Origin of the sequence: Rhodococcus sp. NPDC059234, from assembly GCF_042754225.1 — a bacterium.
Classification (GTDB): domain Bacteria; phylum Actinomycetota; class Actinomycetes; order Mycobacteriales; family Mycobacteriaceae; genus Rhodococcus_G.
Window position 1 is genome coordinate 1 of the sequence record NZ_JBHZAH010000106.1, and the last position, 17,485, is coordinate 17,485.

Annotated in this window: 14 protein-coding genes and 1 pseudogene; 3 read left to right on the top strand and 12 right to left on the bottom strand. The window is 71.0% G+C overall.

The features are described 5' to 3' along the window. Positions 1-50: 50 nt before the first annotated feature. A complete protein-coding gene (locus tag ACFXGJ_RS19340) occupies positions 51-254 on the bottom strand; it encodes a cold-shock protein (protein WP_005515803.1) in 204 nt (67 codons plus the stop codon). 377 nt (positions 255-631) lie between these two features. Between ACFXGJ_RS19340 and ACFXGJ_RS19345 the strand changes: the two genes are divergently transcribed. Then, a complete protein-coding gene (locus ACFXGJ_RS19345) occupies positions 632-2,968 on the top strand; it encodes a DEAD/DEAH box helicase (protein WP_378623345.1) in 2,337 nt (778 codons plus the stop codon). Positions 2,969-3,065: 97 nt separating this feature from the next. Here ACFXGJ_RS19345 and ACFXGJ_RS19350 read toward each other — a convergent pair whose 3' ends face one another. The 9 genes and pseudogenes from ACFXGJ_RS19350 to ssd all read right to left on the bottom strand — a co-directional run bounded on the left by ACFXGJ_RS19350 (position 3,066) and on the right by ssd (position 12,220). Further along, positions 3,066-5,531 (bottom strand): YbhN family protein, encoded by a 2,466-nt coding sequence (locus ACFXGJ_RS19350; protein WP_378623347.1) that lies wholly within the window; start codon positions 5,529-5,531, stop codon positions 3,066-3,068. A 9-nt stretch (positions 5,532-5,540) separates the two neighbouring features. After that, a complete protein-coding gene (locus ACFXGJ_RS19355; protein WP_378623349.1) occupies positions 5,541-7,484 on the bottom strand; it encodes an amino acid transporter in 1,944 nt (647 codons plus the stop codon). Between the two features lie 86 nt (positions 7,485-7,570). After that, positions 7,571-7,921 carry an Rv3654c family TadE-like protein gene (locus ACFXGJ_RS19360; RefSeq protein WP_378623352.1) on the bottom strand — a complete coding sequence of 117 codons (351 nt, stop codon included), beginning with the start codon at positions 7,919-7,921 and terminating at the stop codon, positions 7,571-7,573. Continuing rightward, a complete protein-coding gene (locus tag ACFXGJ_RS19365) occupies positions 7,918-8,301 on the bottom strand; it encodes a TadE family type IV pilus minor pilin (protein WP_378623355.1) in 384 nt (127 codons plus the stop codon). Before ACFXGJ_RS19365 ends, ACFXGJ_RS19360 begins: the two co-directional genes overlap by 4 nt. Continuing rightward, positions 8,298-8,525, bottom strand: a complete 228-nt coding sequence (locus ACFXGJ_RS19370) for a DUF4244 domain-containing protein (RefSeq protein ID WP_378623357.1) — start codon at positions 8,523-8,525, stop codon at positions 8,298-8,300. Before ACFXGJ_RS19370 ends, ACFXGJ_RS19365 begins: the two co-directional genes overlap by 4 nt. A gap of 69 nt (positions 8,526-8,594) precedes the next feature. Then, positions 8,595-9,182 carry a type II secretion system F family protein gene (locus tag ACFXGJ_RS19375; RefSeq protein WP_378623360.1) on the bottom strand — a complete coding sequence of 196 codons (588 nt, stop codon included), beginning with the start codon at positions 9,180-9,182 and terminating at the stop codon, positions 8,595-8,597. Continuing rightward, positions 9,179-9,957: pseudogene (locus tag ACFXGJ_RS19380) on the bottom strand (type II secretion system F family protein). Before ACFXGJ_RS19380 ends, ACFXGJ_RS19375 begins: the two are co-directional and overlap by 4 nt. Next, on the bottom strand, positions 9,954-11,129 hold the full coding sequence (locus tag ACFXGJ_RS19385; RefSeq protein ID WP_378623362.1) for a TadA family conjugal transfer-associated ATPase: 1,176 nt from the start codon (positions 11,127-11,129) through the stop codon (positions 9,954-9,956). Before ACFXGJ_RS19385 ends, ACFXGJ_RS19380 begins: the two are co-directional and overlap by 4 nt. Next, the gene (ssd, locus tag ACFXGJ_RS19390) at positions 11,126-12,220 is read right to left on the bottom strand and encodes a septum site-determining protein Ssd (protein WP_378623364.1); all 1,095 of its coding nucleotides are present in this window, start codon (positions 12,218-12,220) and stop codon (positions 11,126-11,128) included. The genes ACFXGJ_RS19385 and ssd overlap by 4 nt, the downstream gene beginning before the upstream one ends. Before the next feature lie 368 nt (positions 12,221-12,588). On the opposite strand from ssd, the gene ACFXGJ_RS19395 reads away from it, so the two are divergent. Further along, positions 12,589-13,407: an HAD-IB family hydrolase gene (locus tag ACFXGJ_RS19395; protein WP_378623367.1), complete on the top strand. Its 819-nt coding sequence runs from the start codon at positions 12,589-12,591 to the stop codon at positions 13,405-13,407. A gap of 465 nt (positions 13,408-13,872) precedes the next feature. Here ACFXGJ_RS19395 and ACFXGJ_RS19400 read toward each other — a convergent pair whose 3' ends face one another. Beyond that, on the bottom strand, positions 13,873-14,622 hold the full coding sequence (locus tag ACFXGJ_RS19400; protein WP_378623369.1) for an oxidoreductase: 750 nt from the start codon (positions 14,620-14,622) through the stop codon (positions 13,873-13,875). A gap of 85 nt (positions 14,623-14,707) precedes the next feature. Then, on the bottom strand, positions 14,708-15,184 hold the full coding sequence (locus ACFXGJ_RS19405; RefSeq protein WP_378623371.1) for a VOC family protein: 477 nt from the start codon (positions 15,182-15,184) through the stop codon (positions 14,708-14,710). A 304-nt stretch (positions 15,185-15,488) separates the two neighbouring features. Between ACFXGJ_RS19405 and acs the strand changes: the two genes are divergently transcribed. Beyond that, complete coding sequence (gene acs, locus ACFXGJ_RS19410) at positions 15,489-17,426, top strand: acetate--CoA ligase (protein ID WP_378623374.1); 1,938 nt, start codon at positions 15,489-15,491, stop codon at positions 17,424-17,426. The last annotated feature ends 59 nt before the right edge of the window (positions 17,427-17,485 follow it).

A 17,485-nucleotide genomic window follows, 5' to 3' on the forward strand; every position in this document is an offset into this window, starting at 1 on the left:
ACCGTGAGGTGATGGGGGACGAGTGCAATCCGTACCGAGGTACTGACGAATCAGATCGCGCGAACGCCGGTGGCCTGGGGACCCTTGGTGCCCTGACCGACCTCGAACTCGACGCGCTGGTTCTCCTCGAGCGTGCGGAATCCGCTGCCCTGGATCTCGGAGTAGTGGACGAAGACGTCAGCGGAGCCGTCCTCGGGGGCGATGAAGCCGAAGCCCTTTTCCGCGTTGAACCACTTCACAGTGCCCTGTGCCATGCTTTTCCTTCTCTTTCTAACACCGGATGCGGCGGACGGCGCTCACAGCCCACCGGGCCGGTTCCGACCGCTGTACCGCTGATTTCCCCCTCAGGAAAAGCATCGAGCACACCGCTCGCAACATCGATCCTGCGAGCGCGTACACGAACACAGAAGCTGCGACCACTTGCCAGTGAACCACGCTTCGTGCGAGCACAACAGTCGAAAACTCATAACGAAATGATCTTGTTCCCGACTTCTTGCCGGTAACAGCCCGAGAAACGGACCTATTGCCGTTCCGGAGGGTCGTCGTGTTATCCGCAATTACCGCCCAGTAGCATCAAAACCCCAGGTCGGGCGAGGTGCGGCACGACCGTTAGACGAACGCGGAGTACCCCTTGATCCCACCCGACGCCACCGCGGGGAGCTACGGCCACGACCTGCTCGGACGCGTCCTGGCGGGCACCGCACGCGGGGAGGATCCACTGACCCACGTGGCCGAACTGCCCGCGCGGGCGGCGCGGTACGCGCAATGGCCGGCCTGGGCGCATCCCGAAGTGGTCGAGGCCTTGCGGGAGAACGGAATCCCCCTGCCCTGGACACACCAGGCCGAGGCAGCCGAACACGCCGCGGCGGGCTCGCACGTGGTCGTCGCGACGGGAACCGCCTCCGGAAAGTCACTGGCCTACCAACTTCCGATCCTCACCGCGCTCGCCGAGGACCCGCGCGCCACCGCGCTCTACCTCGCGCCCACCAAGGCACTCGGCGCCGACCAGATCCGGGCCGTCACCACGCTCTGCGACCAGGCCGAGGCGCTGGCGGACGTGTACCCCAACGCATTCGACGGCGACACCTCGACCGAGGTGCGGCAATTCGTACGCACGAACTCGCGCTGGGTATTCACCAATCCGGACATGTTGCATATCGGCATGCTGCGCTCGCATCAACGGTGGGCGCATTTCTTTCGCCGACTGCGATTTGTGGTCGTCGACGAATGTCATTCCTATCGAGGTGTTTTCGGATCCAACGTCGCCCTCGTACTGCGCAGGCTCCGGCGGATCGCCCGCCGGTACGCCGCGGACCCGGTGTTCATCCTCGCCAGCGCCACCACCGCGGACCCCGGAGCGGCCGCCGGCCGACTGATCGGCGCACCGTGCCGACAGGTCACCGAGGACGGGTCCCCGCACGGACCGCGGACGGTCGCGCTGTGGGAGCCGCCCCTGCTCGCGGAGGTCACCGGGGAGAACGGCGCCCCCGTGCGCCGCGCCGCCGGATCGGAGGCTGCGCGGATCATGGCCGACCTGGTGGTGGAGGGGGCCCGCACCCTCACCTTCGTCCGGTCCCGGCGCGGCGCGGAACTGACAGCGATGGGCGCCAAGCGACTGCTCGCCGAGGTGGACCCGGACCTCGCCGAACGGGTGGCCGCGTACCGGGCCGGGTACCTCGCAGAGGACCGCCGCGAACTGGAGGCCGCACTCGCCGACGGCACCCTGCTCGGCGCCGCGACCACCAATGCACTGGAACTGGGCGTGGACATCGCGGGCCTGGACGCGGTGGTGGTCGCGGGGTTCCCCGGCACGGTCGCCTCGTTCTGGCAGCAGGCCGGGCGGTCCGGCCGCCGCGGCGAAGGGTCGCTGGTGGTGTTGGTCGCGCGCGACGATCCGCTCGACACGTACCTGGTGCACCACCCGGCCGCACTCCTCGACAAACCGGTCGAGGCCACGGTCACCGATCCGACCAACCCGTACGTGCTGGGTCCGCAACTGCTATGCGCCGCAATGGAACTGCCGCTCAGCGACGCCGAGGTGGAACAGTTCGACGCGGTCGAGGTGCTCACCGATCTCGCCGCCCAGGGCCTGATCCGCAGGCGTGCGCACGGCTGGTTCGTCACCGCCGAGTCGAATCCCCATGCCGCCGTGAACATCCGCGGCGGCATCGGGCTGCAGGTCGCGATCGTCGACGCCGAGTCCGGGCGGCTGCTCGGCACCGTCGACGGCGGCCGGGCCCCCGCGACCGCGCACCCCGGCGCCGTGCACATCCACCAGGGCGAGTCGTTCGTCGTCGACGACCTCGACCTCGAGAACGGGCTGGCGCTCGTGCACGCCGAGACGCCGGAGTGGACCACCTCGGCCCGCGAAACCACCGACATCGCGATCACCGCCGTCCTCGAGCGCAGCGAGCACGGCGCCGTCACCACTGCACTCACCGAGGTCGAGGTCACCCACCAGGTGGTCGGGTACCTGCGCCGTCTGCCCTCGGGCGAGGTTCTCGACTCGGTGGAACTGGACATGCCGCCGCAGAGCCTGCGGACCCGCGCCGTGATGTACACCGTCACACCGGAACTGATGGAATCGGCCGGCATCCCTGCCGACCGATTCCCCGGCGCCCTGCACGCCGCCGAGCACGCCGCCATCGGACTGCTGCCGCTCGTGGCCACCTGCGACCGCGGCGACATCGGCGGGGTCTCGACAGCGCTGCACCAGGACACCGCACTGCCGACGGTGTTCGTCTACGACGGGCACCAGGGCGGGGCCGGATTCGCCGACCGCGGCCACGCCGAACTCCACCCCTGGCTGCGGGCCACCCGAGACGCGATCCGCGCCTGCGAGTGCGCGGCCGGGTGCCCCTCCTGCGTGCAGTCGCCGAAGTGCGGCAACGGCAACAACCCGCTCGACAAGGACGGCGCGGTGCGACTGCTCTCGGCAGTCCTCGACGCCCTCTCCCCCACCGCCTGAACTGCCACCCCGGACCTCCCCGATGTCACATTCGGTCGACTGAGGCGAACCAATGTGACATTGGGGAGGTCGGGAGTGGGGAATTGGGGAGGGTGGGTCAGATGAGGTCGTTGCGCTGCAGCCAGTGCATGGTCGGCCAGCCGATGAAGACCGGCAGCCAGCAGGTGAGCACCCGGTAGAGGAGCACCGACGGCACCGCGACGCTCGCGGGCACGCCGAACGCGGCGAGCCCACCGATCAGGGCGGCCTCGACCGCGCCGACGCCGCCGGGAGTGGGTGCGGCGGACGCCAGGGTGCCGCCGATCATCGTGACGATGGTGACGGTGATGAAGGTGGCCCCTCCCCCGAACGCCGCGACACTGGCCCAGAGGGCCAGTGCCGCACCGAGAGTCGTGCTGGCGCAACCGCCGACGATGATCAGGAACCGGCCCGGGTCGCGGGCCAGGTCGGCCAGTTCGGTGGTGAGGTCGGCGATCTGGGGACGCAGGTCGTCGCGGAGCCACCGGCGCAGCTTGGGCACCACCATGAACGCGCCGACCACTCCGAGCACCACGCCGACGATCAGGTACAGCACCGTCCCGCTCGGGATGAAGTGCGAGAGGTCCGCGCTCTTGCCGGCCGCGACGCTGAAGACGATCAGCAACCCGATGTGGGTGACCACCTGGACCGTCTGCTGCAGTGCGACCGCCGCGGTGGCGCGTACCCCGCCGAGCCCGTTGTGCTGGAGGAACCGCGCGCTGAGCGCCAGTCCCCCGACCCCCGCCGGGGTGGTGGTGGCCGCGAAGGTGTTCGCGAACTGCATGATAATGAGGTTCTTGAAGCTCACCGACTCGCTCGCGCACGCCCACAGCGCGGCGGCGGCTCCGATGTACGTCAGGCCGGAGACGACGAGACCGAGCAGCACCCACATCCAGTTCACCGATCCCAGCTCGGTGACGAAGGTCGGCACCGCGCTGACGAACGGGTAGGCCACGTAGACCAGACCGATCAGCAGCACCAACTGGATCAGCTGATTGCGGCTGAACCGGGTGACCTGCTCGGTTCGGATCTCCTCCGTGTCGGTCTGGGTGCGGACCTCCGCCCGGATCGACTTCATCAGCTCCGCCACGTTCGGCGCCGTGCGGCGGATGCGTTTGGGCATCGCGCTGCGCGTCAGCCGACCCGAGGCGGCAATCACCTGGTCCACACCCACCGCCGAGATCGCCACGCGCACCGCCGGTTCCACCCCGAACATCTCGGCCGTGACCAGCAGCAGCTGCGCGACGTCGGACTGCAACTGGGCCTCCGTCGCGCCGATCTCCGACCGGGCGAAGCCCTCGAAGCGGGCCACCCCGGACGCCGTCCTGATGTTCTCCGGGCGCAGGTCGCCGTGCGAGATCTGGCGGGCGTGCAGACGACGCAGGCCGTCCCACACCACGGCGAGCTGATCCTGCTGATGCCCGTCGAGCGGCTCGCCGCGGGAGGCGGTGTGCGCGTACAGCATCCATCCGCGGTCGAGAGAGGACACCGCGACCGGCCAGTTCGCGGACAGTCCCAGCCCACCGATCGCCGTCGACATCAACGCGCGGTGCTCGACCGCCCGCTGCAGCGAGGCGAACGCCGGCGGGGTCTCCGAACTGCGCAGCGTCAGCCAGCGGCCCGCCTGCCGGACCGCCGCCTCGCTGCGTTGGTGCTGGCCGAACAGGTCGAGGACCACGGTCGTCGTTCCCGCCTCGCACACCGCCACATCGACCGTCGAGACCCGGTGATCGGGTTCGCCGGCCTGCGGCCACGGCCGGTCGACCACGTCCCTGCCCGGCGCCACCTGACACAGGGCCGACAACACCAACGGCCCCGGTCCCGCCGGGCTGAGCACGGTCAACTCCTGCACCCGCAGTCCGCGCCGGTCGAGGACGCGCAACGCGACGTCCACCGGCACCTCCAGCGCCGGGGTGCCGACGAACAGCACGACCAGTGCGCCGACGAACCAGCCCGCGGTGAGGCCGAGCATCGACCGCGCCGGGACGACGGCGCTGACGAACAGGTGGATCGGCACGAATGCGAGCAACAGCACCCACCACAGAATCCGCCACCGTTTGGGCAGCCACGGCCCGCACACGGTGAGCACCGCGGCGAGCATCGCGATCCACCGCGGGTCGTCGAGGAACTGCGAGAGGAAGGTGTCCAGGTGGGCGGTGAGGTCCAGGTGCCACTGCGGGGCAGAGATTCCCGTTCCCGTGATGGACAGGGCAATTCCGGCGATCAGTGCCGCAGCGGCGTAGCCCGCCAGCAGTTTCCAGCGCCGGCCGACGACGATCCCGAGCAGGATCGCGAACGGCAGCGCCAGGATCGCGACGCCGTACAGGGAGTAGACGAGGTTCGAGAACTGGGGGGACGCGACGCCGATGAGGTCGGATATCGAGTGCTCCAACGACTCCCAGCGGCCCCGGGTGACGAGGGAGACGACCACCACCGACAGCACGCAGAATCCCGAGAGCGCGACACGGATCTGATCGCTGGTCCGCCGACGCAGGGGCTGTAGGAGGCTGCCGTGTACCGGGACCTCGCGTCCGTCTACCTTCACTGCCCGCGCCTACCCGACATGGACGTGGGGTCGACGGGAGACGTCCGGCTCGGCCCTGCGCAGGACCTCCCGGGTCACGGGGGCCACCTCGCCCTGACCGATGAAGAGGAATCGCAGCAGGTTGGTGACGGGATTGCCCTCCGTCCACTCGAAGTAGACGTGCGGGATGGTCCCGGTCCGGTCCCGGATGTCGAGCAGGATCGCGGCGATCGAGTTCGGGATGACCGCACTGTTGACCCACAGGATCCGGTGTTCGTCGCGCTGCCGGCCGTGCACTCGGAGCTTGGTCGCGAACTCCGAGGAGTCCTTGACGTTGACCTCGAGAAACAGGATCGGTTCGTCGCCGGGGATGTGGCTCTCGCGCCGTTGATCGGAGGCCTTCTCGCGGTACTCCTCGGAGTCGCGGCGGTCCACGTCGTGGGTGACGATCCGGATCGTGCCGCGCGCGGCCTCCTCGATGAACTGCAGGGCCGTCTCGTCGTAGGTGACCGACTCGCTGCGCAGCTCGAAGGCGCGCCGGAACCGGGACGCGAACGACACCAGCAGGATCGCGAGGATGAACAGCGCGGCCACCTGCACGCCCTCGGGACGTTCGAAGACGTTGACCACGGTGGTGTAGGTGAAGATCACGGCGACCACACCGAAGCCGATCGTCTTGCGGCGCTGTCCTCGCCGCCGCGCGGAGAGGGTGACCGCGACGGCGGCGGAGGTGATCAGCACGAGGACGCCGGTGGCGTAGGCGGCGCCCTGGGCGTCCACGTCCGCGTCGAAGTACCAGGTGATGCCCACCGCGATCGCCGCGAACACCAGGACCAGCGGCCGGACGGCACGCGCCCAGTCCGGGGCCATCCCGAAGCGGGGCAGGTACCGGGGCACGAGGTTGAGCAGTCCCGCCATCGCGGAGGCGCCCGCGAACCACAGGATCGCGATGGTGCTGACGTCGTAGACGGTGCCGAACGTGTTGCCGAGGTACTCGTGGGCGAGATACGCCAGCGCACGACCGTTCGCCGCGCCGCCCGCCTCGAACTCCTGCTCCGGGATCAGCACGGTGGTGATGAAGCTCGTGACGATGAGGAAGGCGCTCATGATCAGCGCCGACGTGGTCAGCAGATGGCGGGCGCCACGAATCCGGCCGCGCGGGACCGCGCGGGTGTCGGTGTCGTCGCCACGGATCTGCGGCATCACCGCGACGCCCGTCTCGAATCCGGACAGTCCGAGCGCGAGCTTGGGGAAGACGAGCAGCGAGATCGCGATCATCATCCACGGGCTGCCGTGTTGGGCCGTCATCGCCGACGTCCAGTCCGTGACCACCGACGGCGCCGTGGCGACGTGCCAGAGCCCGACCACCGCGACCACCAGATTCAGCGCCAGGTACACCCCGACCAGGGCGACCGCGAGGCCGATGGCCTCGGAGAAGCCCTTGAGGAAGACCGCGGCCAACAGCCCCAGCAACACCAGAGTGACAACCAGGTTCTTGCCGTGCAGGCCCTCGGGCGCGAAGGGGTTCTCCACCAGGTGCGCGGCACCGTCGGCAGCCGACAGCGTCATCGTGATGATGAAGTCGGTCGCGGCGAATCCGAGCAGCACCAGCACGAAGATCTTTCCGCCCCAGCGGGGCAGCAGCTTGGCCAGCATCGCGATCGAGCCCTCGCCGCGGGGGCTCTCCGCGGCCACGCGGCGATACACCGGCAGCGCGCCGACCAGGGTCAACGTGACCAGGACCATGGTGGCGATCGGCGACAGCACGCCGGCGGCGAGCGCCGCGATGCCGGGCTGGTAGCCGAGCGTGGAGAAGTAGTCGACGCCCGTCAGGCACATCACCTTCCACCAGGAGTGCTTGTGCTCTTCCTTGGGCGGTGACCGGAAAGGCCCCTGGTGCCCCGCGGGCTCCTCGGTGATGTCGGCAAGCAGCCAGGAACGCAGCCGCGCCGGCGGTCGATCTGTCGTGGTCACGTCGGGAATCCTGCCATTGGCTACCCGGCCGCACGCCGGGGAGCGGGGCGTGTTGCCGCGGAACCTCACGTATCGGACGTGCCGGACTACGGCTGGTCGACCGGTCCCGCCCGCGCCGCGGCCACCGCCTCACCGGATCCCGCCGCGACGACGCCGACCCGCACCCCGACCGTCACGACCGCGTCCCAGCCCTCGATCCTGCACTCGCGCAGCGTGACCCCCATCCGGTCCACGACACCCCGCGCGGCCACACACCCGGCCTCGCCTCCGCGGTCGAGCACGGCTGCCGCGGCCAGCGCGGCGAGGTCGGCCGCAGCCTGGGCCCGGTGCCGGGCCGCGACCGCCGCGCCCAGGTGCCCGACCACCAGTGCCAGCGAGATCAACGCGAGCATCGCGAAGCAGGCCAGCACCGTCGCCGCACCCCGCTCGTCCCTCACGGTGGTCCACCCCCGCCGTCCGATTCGGCCTGCGACGGTTCCTCGGCCACGGCCACCGCCTCCGCCGAGATGCGCAACATCGGCAGCAACGCGACGCCGGTCGAGACCCGCGCCGTGACGTACCCGCCCTCCTCGCGCACCTCCACCCGCGCGCCGCGCGGTGCGACCCGCAGGCCCGCGGGGACCGCCTCGTTCCGGTCCCCGCGGGCGACGAGCCTGGCCGACTCCCGCGCCGCGTCGACACAGCGAACATGTGCGGACACCGCGAGGACCGAGCCGATGCAGAGAATCACGACCACCGCGATCGACGCGATGGCGATCGCGGCCTCCACCGTGACCGCACCCGTCTCGTCGGCAACCCGGCCGAGGCGCCCGCTCACACCGCGGTGTTGAGCGCCTTGTCGATGATGTTGGTCAGTGCCGAGACGATCGAGTCCCCGGTGACCACGGAGTACAGCACCGCCCCGAAGGCCGCGGCCGCGATGGTCCCGATGGCATATTCGGCGGTGGACATCCCGTCCTCCGCCACCGTCGCGATCAGCAACCGGTGCCGTGTCGCAGCGACCACGTCCCGAACCCGACCGTGAAGCGCCCAGATCGACATGATGTTCCCCCTTCTCGACGACCGTCGCGGTCTCTCCGCGGCGGCGATTCGGAGCACGCCCGGGCGCGCTCACAGCAGTCCCTGACCGAGCACCCGGGTGGCCAGGCCGACCACCACCGGCACGATCCCGAGGCACAGGAAGGCCGGCAGGAAACAGAGCCCGAGCGGTCCGCTGATCAGGACCCCGGCGCGTTCTGCAGCCGCGACGCCACGGTCCTCGACGACGGTCCGGCGGTCGGCGGCCAGTTCCGTCATCGCCGCCGCGAGCGAGGATCCCGACCGTGCCGAGCGCCGAGCCGTCCGCGCCAGGGTCTCGGTCTCCGGATCCGCGGCGGCCCTCTCCCACGCGATCTCGGGCTCGGCACCGAGCGCGAGCAGGTTCGCCGCCGCACGGAGCGCGCCCGCGATCGGTTCGGGACTGTTCGGCGCGACCGCGGCCGCCGCGACCGCCATCGGCAACCCCGACCGCAGGCAGGCGGCGAGCAGGTCGTATCCCGCCGCGCCGGCCATCGGATCGTCCGCGGCCGGGCCGGTGACCGTCACGTCGTCGGGTGCCGGGCCCTGCTGCACGGCCGCACGCAGGCGCCCGGACGCGGCGCTGACCCCGGGGGCCACCAGCAGTCCGGCCGCGAGCAGCAGCGCCGCGAGCGCACTCATCCCGCCACCCGGCCGGTGATCCGGTCCGTCCACAACAACCCCGCGCAGACCAGCACCGTGCCGAGCACCAGTAGGACACCGCCGAGCCCGACAGCAGCACCCGCAGCGGACCCGCGCCCATCAGCTGTCCGAGCGCGATCCCCAGCAGCGGCAGTCCCGCCAGTACCGCGGCGGTGGCGCGGGCACCAGCCAGGCCCGACTCGACCCGATCACGGAACCTGATGCGCCCCAACAGATCCGCACGAGCGGCCTCGAGAAGGTCGGCCAGGGCGATGCCGTGCCGTTCGGCGACGTTCCAGGCCGCGGCGATCCGATCGACGTCAGCGTCGATCACTCCGCGTGATGCGCGCAGACCGGCGGCGGCACTGCCGCCGAGCCGGGCGGCGGCAGCGGCACCGCGGAAGACCTCGGCGGCAGCACCTTTCGTCTCCTCCGCGGCGGCCGCGCAGGCCGCGGCCGGGTGCGAGCCGACCCGCAGTTCCCCGACCACAGCCTCCAACGCGGCGAGCAGGCCCCGCTGTTCGGCGACGCGGTCGCGACCCCGGCGGCGGCGCCGTACACGGTGCGCGACCGTGCAGGCCAGGATCGCCACGGCGAGGGCGGCCGCCGGTCCCGCCAGGGCGGCCGTCGCCACGGCGCCGACCCCGATCGCCCGCGGACCCCAGACCCGAGCCGCCCGCAGTGGACCGGCCTGCGCCGGGCGCAGCCGCCTGCTCGGGTTGCCCGCGGGCGCGACGAGCAGCGCGAGCGCACCGAGGAGCAGGCCGGAGATCACCGGCCCGACCGTTCGAGCAGCACATCGAGGTGATCCGCTCCCGCGCAACGTGGTTCGCGCGGCGTCCAGGCCGGCACGACGGTGACCTCGCCGTGCCGGTCCCGTTCGAGGACACCGATCTGCGCGAGCCGACGGCGGCCGTCCGTGGCGCGTTGCACGTGCAGCACCACCTGGACCGCGGCGGCCAGCTGACTGTGCAGCGCGGCGCGGTCCATCCCGCCGAGCGCCGCGAGCGCCTCCAGCCGGGCAGGCACCTCCTCCGGCGAGTTGGCGTGCACCGTGCCCGCGCCACCGTCGTGACCGGTGTTGAGCGCGGTGAGCAGATCCACCACCTCGCCGCCGCGCACCTCTCCGACGACGATGCGGTCCGGGCGCATCCGCAGTGCCTGACGCACCAGCTGCCGGACCGTCACCTCCCCCACCCCCTCGACGTTCGGCGACCGCGCGACCAGCCGCACCACATGCGGGTGTGTCGGAGCCAGCTCGGCCGCGTCCTCGACGCAGACGATCCGTTCCCGCACATCGACTTTCGCCAGCAACGCGGCAAGCAGAGTCGTCTTGCCGGCGCCGGTTCCACCGATCACGAGGAAGGCGAGCCGGGCCTCGACGATCCGGAGCAGCATCTCGTGCGCGTCCGGCGGCACCGTGCCGCTCGCGCACAGGGCGTCGAGGCCCTCGGTGGCCGGACGCAACACCCGCAGCGACAGGCAGGTGCCGGCCTGGGCCACCGGCGCCAGCACCGCGTGCAGCCGCACACCGAAGTCGATGCCGGGAGAACCGGGCAGCCTGCCGTCGACCCACGGTTGGGCGTCGTCGAGCCTGCGACCCGCGGCCAGTGCCAGCCGCTGGGCGAGCCTGCGGACCGATGCCTCGTCCGGGAAGGACACCTCGGCACGCTCGAGGCCTGACCCGCGGTCCACCCACACCTCGTCCGGCGCGGTGACCAGCACGTCCGAGACGTCCGGTTGTGCCAGAAGCGGTTCCAGAACCCCGGCGCCGGTCAGTTCCGTCTGCAGCACGCGCAGGGCACCGAGCAGGTCGATGTCGCCGAGCACACCGGAGGACTCGGCCCGTATGGCCGCGGCCACTGCGGCCGGGGTCGGGGGCAGCGACGTCCGAGCCAGGCGTCCGCGAACCCGGTCGAGCAGGTCCGGGGAGATCAGCGCGCTCACGACGCGCGCCCGGCAGCACCGGCACCGAGGGCGTCGAGCACGGTGGCGGCAGCACCTGCGAGTGGCGATCGCCGACGCAGTCGCAACCCACCTCGTTCGAGCGCGCCCGCCAGTCCCGGCTCGGGTCGCATGGCCGCGAGCAGCGGCAGGCCCAACAGGTCCGCGATGTCGGCGGCCCGCAGGCCGCCGGGAGCGGGGCCGCGCACCACGACCCCGACGTTCGGGTGGCCGCCACGCACGGCAGCCACGAGAGTCTCGGCCGCCGCCGCGGCGCGCAGTTGGGCCGGGACCACCACCACAACCAGGTCCGCCAGGTCCAGAACCGACTCCGTCGCCGAAGCAGACTGCCTGGGCAGATCGCACACCACGACGTCGCCCGCTCCGCGACCGGCCTCGACCACCGCACGCAGGGCGGCGGCGGCCGGCGCGGTCGCCCCCGCACCCCTGCCGCAGGACAACACCGCAACCCCGCCGTCGGTCCGCGGCAACGCGTCGTGCAGCGCCACCGCGGACACCGCACCGCCCTCGATCACCACCGCGGGCCAGCGCAACCCGGGGGTCCGTTCGACACCGAGCAGAAGGTCGAGCCCGCCGCCCCGCGGGTCGCAGTCGACCAGCAGCCCACCCCGGCCGCGACGCGCAGCCGCCGTCAACGCGGTGGCCGCGGCGAGGGTCGACGCGCCCGCGCCACCGCGACCGCCGACCACGGCGACGACCGACCCGCCGCCCGCCGGGCGGTCCGGGACTCGGGCCAGCACGGCGACCAGCGCCGCCTCGTCGTCGGGGAGGGTCAGGACGGTTTCGGCTCCGACCGCGGCGGCGGCTCGCCACTCGGACAGTCCGGGCGCCCCGGCGCACACCACCTGGACCGTGGCCCGGCGGGGCAACCCGGCAGCCGCGCACTCGAGTGCGCAGTCGGCGTCGAGCAGCAGGTGCGCGGCGGCGTCCCAGACCCGGCGCGACGTCGCGCCCGGGTGCTCGGAGAGGGGACGATCGGCGGCCGCGGAGGCTCGCCGGATGCTGACGGCGAGGTCGATGTCCTTCGTCACGGCGACCACGTGGCGGTCGGGGGCGGTGTGCGTGGCGTCCATGCAGTCGAGCCTGCGGGGCACGCGCGGGCGGGAAAAGGGGACGGCCGCCGATTGTGGACAGCTCGGGAGCTGGGGACAAATTCTGGTACGGCTGCACCAGTCCGGATCCGTGTGGCACGAAAAGCCGTAGACCGACCGTAGATAGAGGAAGACCCCCGCCAGGGGGGGAGGAGGCGGGGGTCTTCAGAGTTCAGCCCCGGGGGGTCGGGCTGAACACACCTAGATCAAGTCCAGGTGATGGCAATACTACACCCCGACAGCGGAGAAATCGCAAGTTCAACTGGTCACTTGTCCACCTGAGGGTCGGAAGGACCGCCCGAACCGGTCACCGACCCGCACCGGACAGGGCGGACAACTATTGTCGAATCGTGACGGCAGACGCGAGCGGAAAGTCCGACGGCAGCCGAGTGGCGGCGTTCTTCGACCTGGACAAGACGATCATCGCCAAGTCGAGCACGCTCGCCTTCAGCCGCCCCTTCTTCGACCAGGGCCTGATCAACCGCCGATCGGTCCTCAAGAGCAGCTACGCCCAGTTCCTCTTCCTGCTCTCCGGCGCCGATCACGACCAGATGGAGCGGATGCGGACGCATCTGACCAACATGTGCGCCGGCTGGGACGTCGAGCAGGTACGGGCGATCGTCGCCGAGACGCTGCACGACATCGTCGACCCGTTGGTGTTCGCCGAGGCTGCCGACCTGATTGCCGACCACAAGCTCCGGGGGCACGACGTGGTGGTGGTCTCCGCATCAGGCGAGGAGGTGGTGACCCCGATCGCTCGCGCGCTCGGCGCCACCCACGCCGCGGCGACCCGGATGGCGGTCGAGGACGGCAAGTTCACCGGCGATCTCGACTTCTACTGCTACGGCGACGGGAAGGTCGAGGCGATGCGCGAGTTGGCCCGCACCGAGAACTACGACCTCGACCGGTGCTACGCCTACTCCGACTCCGCCACCGACCTGCCGATGCTCGGGGCGGTCGGACACCCCACCGCAGTCAACCCGGACCGCGCGCTCCGCAAGGAGGCGGCCGGAAATGGTTGGCCCATACTGACTTTCTCCAACCCCGTCCCCCTCCGCGATCGGTTCGCGACGCGATCGACGGCGACCGTGGCCACCACCGCAGCCGTCGGACTCGGCGCGGTCCTGGCGGGGGCGTTGACGTACGGGGTACTGCGTCGGCGGCGCTGAGACCAGCGGAAAACTGATCACGATCGAGTACCGAAAGCCCTTGCTGTGCGTGGGGTCACAGGGTACAAAGGAGTTACGGACGAACGGCAGGCCAAGGTCGAATCAGAAGAGAAGAGTCGATCTCCCAGTCGGGAAATCCCAGCACGGACACCAGGCACCCACGCGGAGCATAAGCCACTATAAGGGCAGAAGTGTTGTGGGCCTGCGCGACTCGGGCACACGTTGGCGAGAACCTTGCACAAGTTGCAGAGGCAACCCGGCGGTACCCAAGCCTACGCCGAGGCCGTAAGCACAACCCACCACAGCACGCATGGTCACCGGGTAGTCCGTGCTAGCGGGCGACGAGGTCGACGGGAGTCGGCATCGCCGCCCGCTTTGCATGCACCGAAGGCGCAGTCCCTCAACGAGATTCGACTCGCCCCGAGATCACGTCGGACGCCGTACAGTTCGACGGACACCGTAAACTCAGCTTGCCGCGGACTCCGCGATCGACAGTGCCTCACGCGCCCCGGCCTCCAGCGCGCCGCAGCACAGGATCACCCAGCTTCCGACCCCCTCGGCCGTCCCGGCCGAGAACCCCGCGACGCCGTCGCGGTACGCCTGCTGCCGACGCAACCAACTGACCTCCGGCACACCGAGATTGTGTGGATCGAGGCCCGACGAGGCGGCGACCAACCGCGACGCGGCCCGCGCCACGACACCGTCCGCGCTGCCGAAGGGTTCGAGCGCCAGCAGTTCACCGTGCACGACCGCCGCCAGCACGGGCGCCGGCGCCTTGGTGCCGCCGGTGACCAGTTGCGCCAGCAAGTCGAGGCGCTCCCCCACGCCGTCCGCGGTGCGCGGGCGGCCGAGGTCCGCCTCACTCGGAACCAGTCCGGCGGCGGCGAGCAGATGCAGTCGCGCCAGCGCCTGCAGCGGCGCCCGCTGCCAGGTCGCGGTCATGATCGTCAGCGCGTCGCCGTCGAGGGCCTGCCCCACCCGCAGTGCGCCCGCGAGAATCGGGTCGCCCGCCTCGCCCTCGGCCGGGAGCTCGGTGCTGCCGCCGTCGATGGCCGCGGAGGCCCGCGCCGCGCGCACGGCGGCCTCGGCCGCGGTGGTCGGCCAGCCGCGACGATTGGTCTTGTGCCGGTGCACCTCGCCGAGCGCGTCCCGGGCCCGGTCGGCGGCGTCGAGCACGCCGGGCAGGTCGACGAGGGGCTGGAGGGGGTCGCTCACGATGGTCGACGCTACCCGCCGACGACCGACAGGCCGCACACAGACGACCGTCCGCGACCGAACCGAACGGGAGGTACGCGCCGAGCTACTCCCCCGGCCCGTTCGACACCGTGCCGATCCGCACCGACCCGTCCGGTGCGACGACGAACCCGGGATTGTGCGCGACCTCCCAGCGGAACCCGTCGGGGTCGGTGAAGTATCCGCTGTACCCGCCCCAGTCCCGACGTCCACCGGGCCGCAACACCGCACCACCCGCGGCAGCGGCGGCCGCGAGGACGGCGTCGACGTCGGCCGGGGAGCCGGTGAGGTGTCCGAGGGTCACCGGCGCGCTGCCGTCGCGCCCGACGGCCGGCGCCGTCGCGCCGGCCTCGGCGTCCATCTCCGCCCGCGACCACAGCGACAGCAGCATTCCGGGCCCGACCTGGAGGAACAGCACCTCGCCGGGGACGTACAGCGTCGGCGCCCAACCGAGCCCGTCCGCGTAGAAGGCGTGGGTCACCGCGAGATCGGCAACCCCGAGGGTGATCAGACTCAACTGCTGGGCCATGGCGCGAGTGCTCATGAATCCACTGAACCATCCACCGCGCCGCGCCGTCTTGGACGATTCGGACACCGGTTGCCGGCACCGATCACTTGTGCGCGCCGGATCCGCATCCGCGGAGGCCGCCCGCTCAGCGCACACCGACCGCCACCGGTCGCACGAAATCGACCGATCGTCGCAGATGGCGGGTCTGCAACCCACTGCAACGGTGCGTTCGCGGTCACATGTGACTACCCTCACAGCAGCATTCCAATGTACGTCGCGCCGGCTCGGCCCGCCGTGCAAACCGCAGTGACGAAATCACCGAAACGAGGGCACGGGCGACATGACCAGCAGCAGCACCGCCGACACCAACACCGTCGAGAGCTACCCGCCCAGTGCGGAGTTCACCGCTGCCGCCAACGCCGGTCCCGAACTGCAGGCGACGGCGGACGCCGACCGGCTCGCCTTCTGGGCCGACCAGGCCGACCGCCTGCACTGGCACGAGCCGTGGACGCAGGTCCTCGACTGGTCCGACGCGCCGGTCGCGAAGTGGTTCGTCGGCGGCAAGCTCAACGTCGCCTACAACTGCGTCGACCGCCACGTGCTCGCGGGCAACGGCGACCGGGTCGCCATCGCCTTCGAGGGCGAGCCCGGCGACAGCCGCGCCCTGACCTACAACGACCTGCTCGCCGAGGTCTCCCGCGCGGCAAACACATTCACCGATCTCGGGCTGGTGGCGGGCGACCGCGTCGCCATCTACATGCCGATGATCCCCGAGGCCGTCGTCACCATGCTGGCCTGCGCCCGGCTCGGCCTGACCCACTCGGTCGTCTTCGCCGGCTTCTCCGCCGCCGCGCTGCGCTCGCGCATCGACGACGCCGAGGCCAAGCTGGTGGTCACCACCGACGGCCAGTGGCGGCGCGGGCAGGCCGCACCGCTCAAGACGGCCGTCGACACCGCGGTCGACGGCGCCGCATCGGTGCGGAACGTGTTGGTGGTCAAGCGAACCGAGATCGACGTCGAGTGGACGCCGGGCCGGGACCTGTGGTGGCACGAGACGGTCTCGAACGCCTCCCCCGAGCACGAGGCCCAGCCGTTCGACGCCGAGCACCCGCTGTTCATCCTCTACACCTCGGGCACCACCGGCAAGCCCAAGGGCATCATCCACACCTCCGGCGGCTACCTCACGCAGGCGTCGTACACGCACCACAACGTCTTCGACCACAAGGCCGGCAAGGACGTGTACTGGTGCACCGCCGACATCGGCTGGGTCACCGGGCACTCCTACATCGTCTACGGCCCGCTGTCCAACGGCGTGACCCAGGTCGTCTACGAGGGCACCCCGAACTCCCCCGACGAGCACCGGCACTTCGACATCATCGAAAAGTACGGCGTCAGCATCTATTACACCGCGCCGACGCTGGTGCGAACCTTCATGAAGTGGGGCCGCGAGATCCCCGACGCACACGACCTGTCCTCGATCCGGCTGCTCGGCTCCGTCGGCGAACCCATCAACCCGGAGGCCTGGCGCTGGTTCCGTGACGTCATCGGCGGCGGCACCGCACCGATCGTCGACACCTGGTGGCAGACCGAGACCGGCGCGATCATGATCTCGCCGCTGCCCGGCATCACCGCCACCAAGCCCGGGTCCGCGATGGCGCCGCTGCCCGGCATCAGCGCGAAGATCGTCGACGACGACGCTCGCCCGCTCGGCCCGGGCGGCAGCGGCTACCTCGTGCTCGACGAGCCGTGGCCGTCGATGCTGCGCGGCATCTGGGGCGACATGGAGCGCTTCAAGGACACCTACTGGTCGCGGTACGCCGAGGAGGGCTGGTACTTCGCCGGCGACGGCGCCAAGTACGACGACGACGGCGCGCTGTGGGTCCTCGGCCGCGTCGACGACGTCATGAACGTCTCCGGGCACCGGATCTCGACCTCCGAGGTCGAGTCTGCTCTGGTCAACCACCACGGAGTCGCCGAGGCCGCGGTGGTCGGCGCCGCCGACGAGACCACCGGGCAGGGCATCGTCGCCTTCGTGATCCTGCGTGAGGGCGTCGAGAACACCGGCGAGGTGCTCATCGCCGAGTTGAAGGCCCAGGTCTCGACCGACATCAGTCCGATCGCCAAGCCGCGGCAGATCACGATCGTTCCCGAGCTGCCGAAGACCCGCTCCGGCAAGATCATGCGCCGCCTGCTCCGCGACATCGCGGAAGGCCGCGACCTCGGGGACACCTCGACCCTCGTCGACCCCAAGGTGTTCGACGCGATCCGGGGGAAGTAGTTCCGCACCGCACTCGCACTGCGGCGAAGGTGCCCCCCACGCACGCGCGTGAGGGGCAC

What these genes read in the sequence shown, in the direction of transcription:
- ACFXGJ_RS19340 (WP_005515803.1), bottom strand. Translation starts at nt 254, where the DNA reads ATGGCACAGGGCACTGTGAAGTGGTTCAACGCGGAAAAGGGCTTCGGC.
- ACFXGJ_RS19370 (WP_378623357.1), bottom strand. Translation starts at nt 8,525, where the DNA reads ATGTCGATCTGGGCGCTTCACGGTCGGGTTCGGGACGTGGTCGCTGCG.
- ACFXGJ_RS19375 (WP_378623360.1), bottom strand. Translation starts at nt 9,182, where the DNA reads ATGAGTGCGCTCGCGGCGCTGCTGCTCGCGGCCGGACTGCTGGTGGCC.
- ssd (WP_378623364.1), bottom strand. Translation starts at nt 12,220, where the DNA reads ATGGACGCCACGCACACCGCCCCCGACCGCCACGTGGTCGCCGTGACG.
- ACFXGJ_RS19405 (WP_378623371.1), bottom strand. Translation starts at nt 15,184, where the DNA reads ATGAGCACTCGCGCCATGGCCCAGCAGTTGAGTCTGATCACCCTCGGG.
- acs (WP_378623374.1), top strand. Translation starts at nt 15,489, where the DNA reads ATGACCAGCAGCAGCACCGCCGACACCAACACCGTCGAGAGCTACCCG.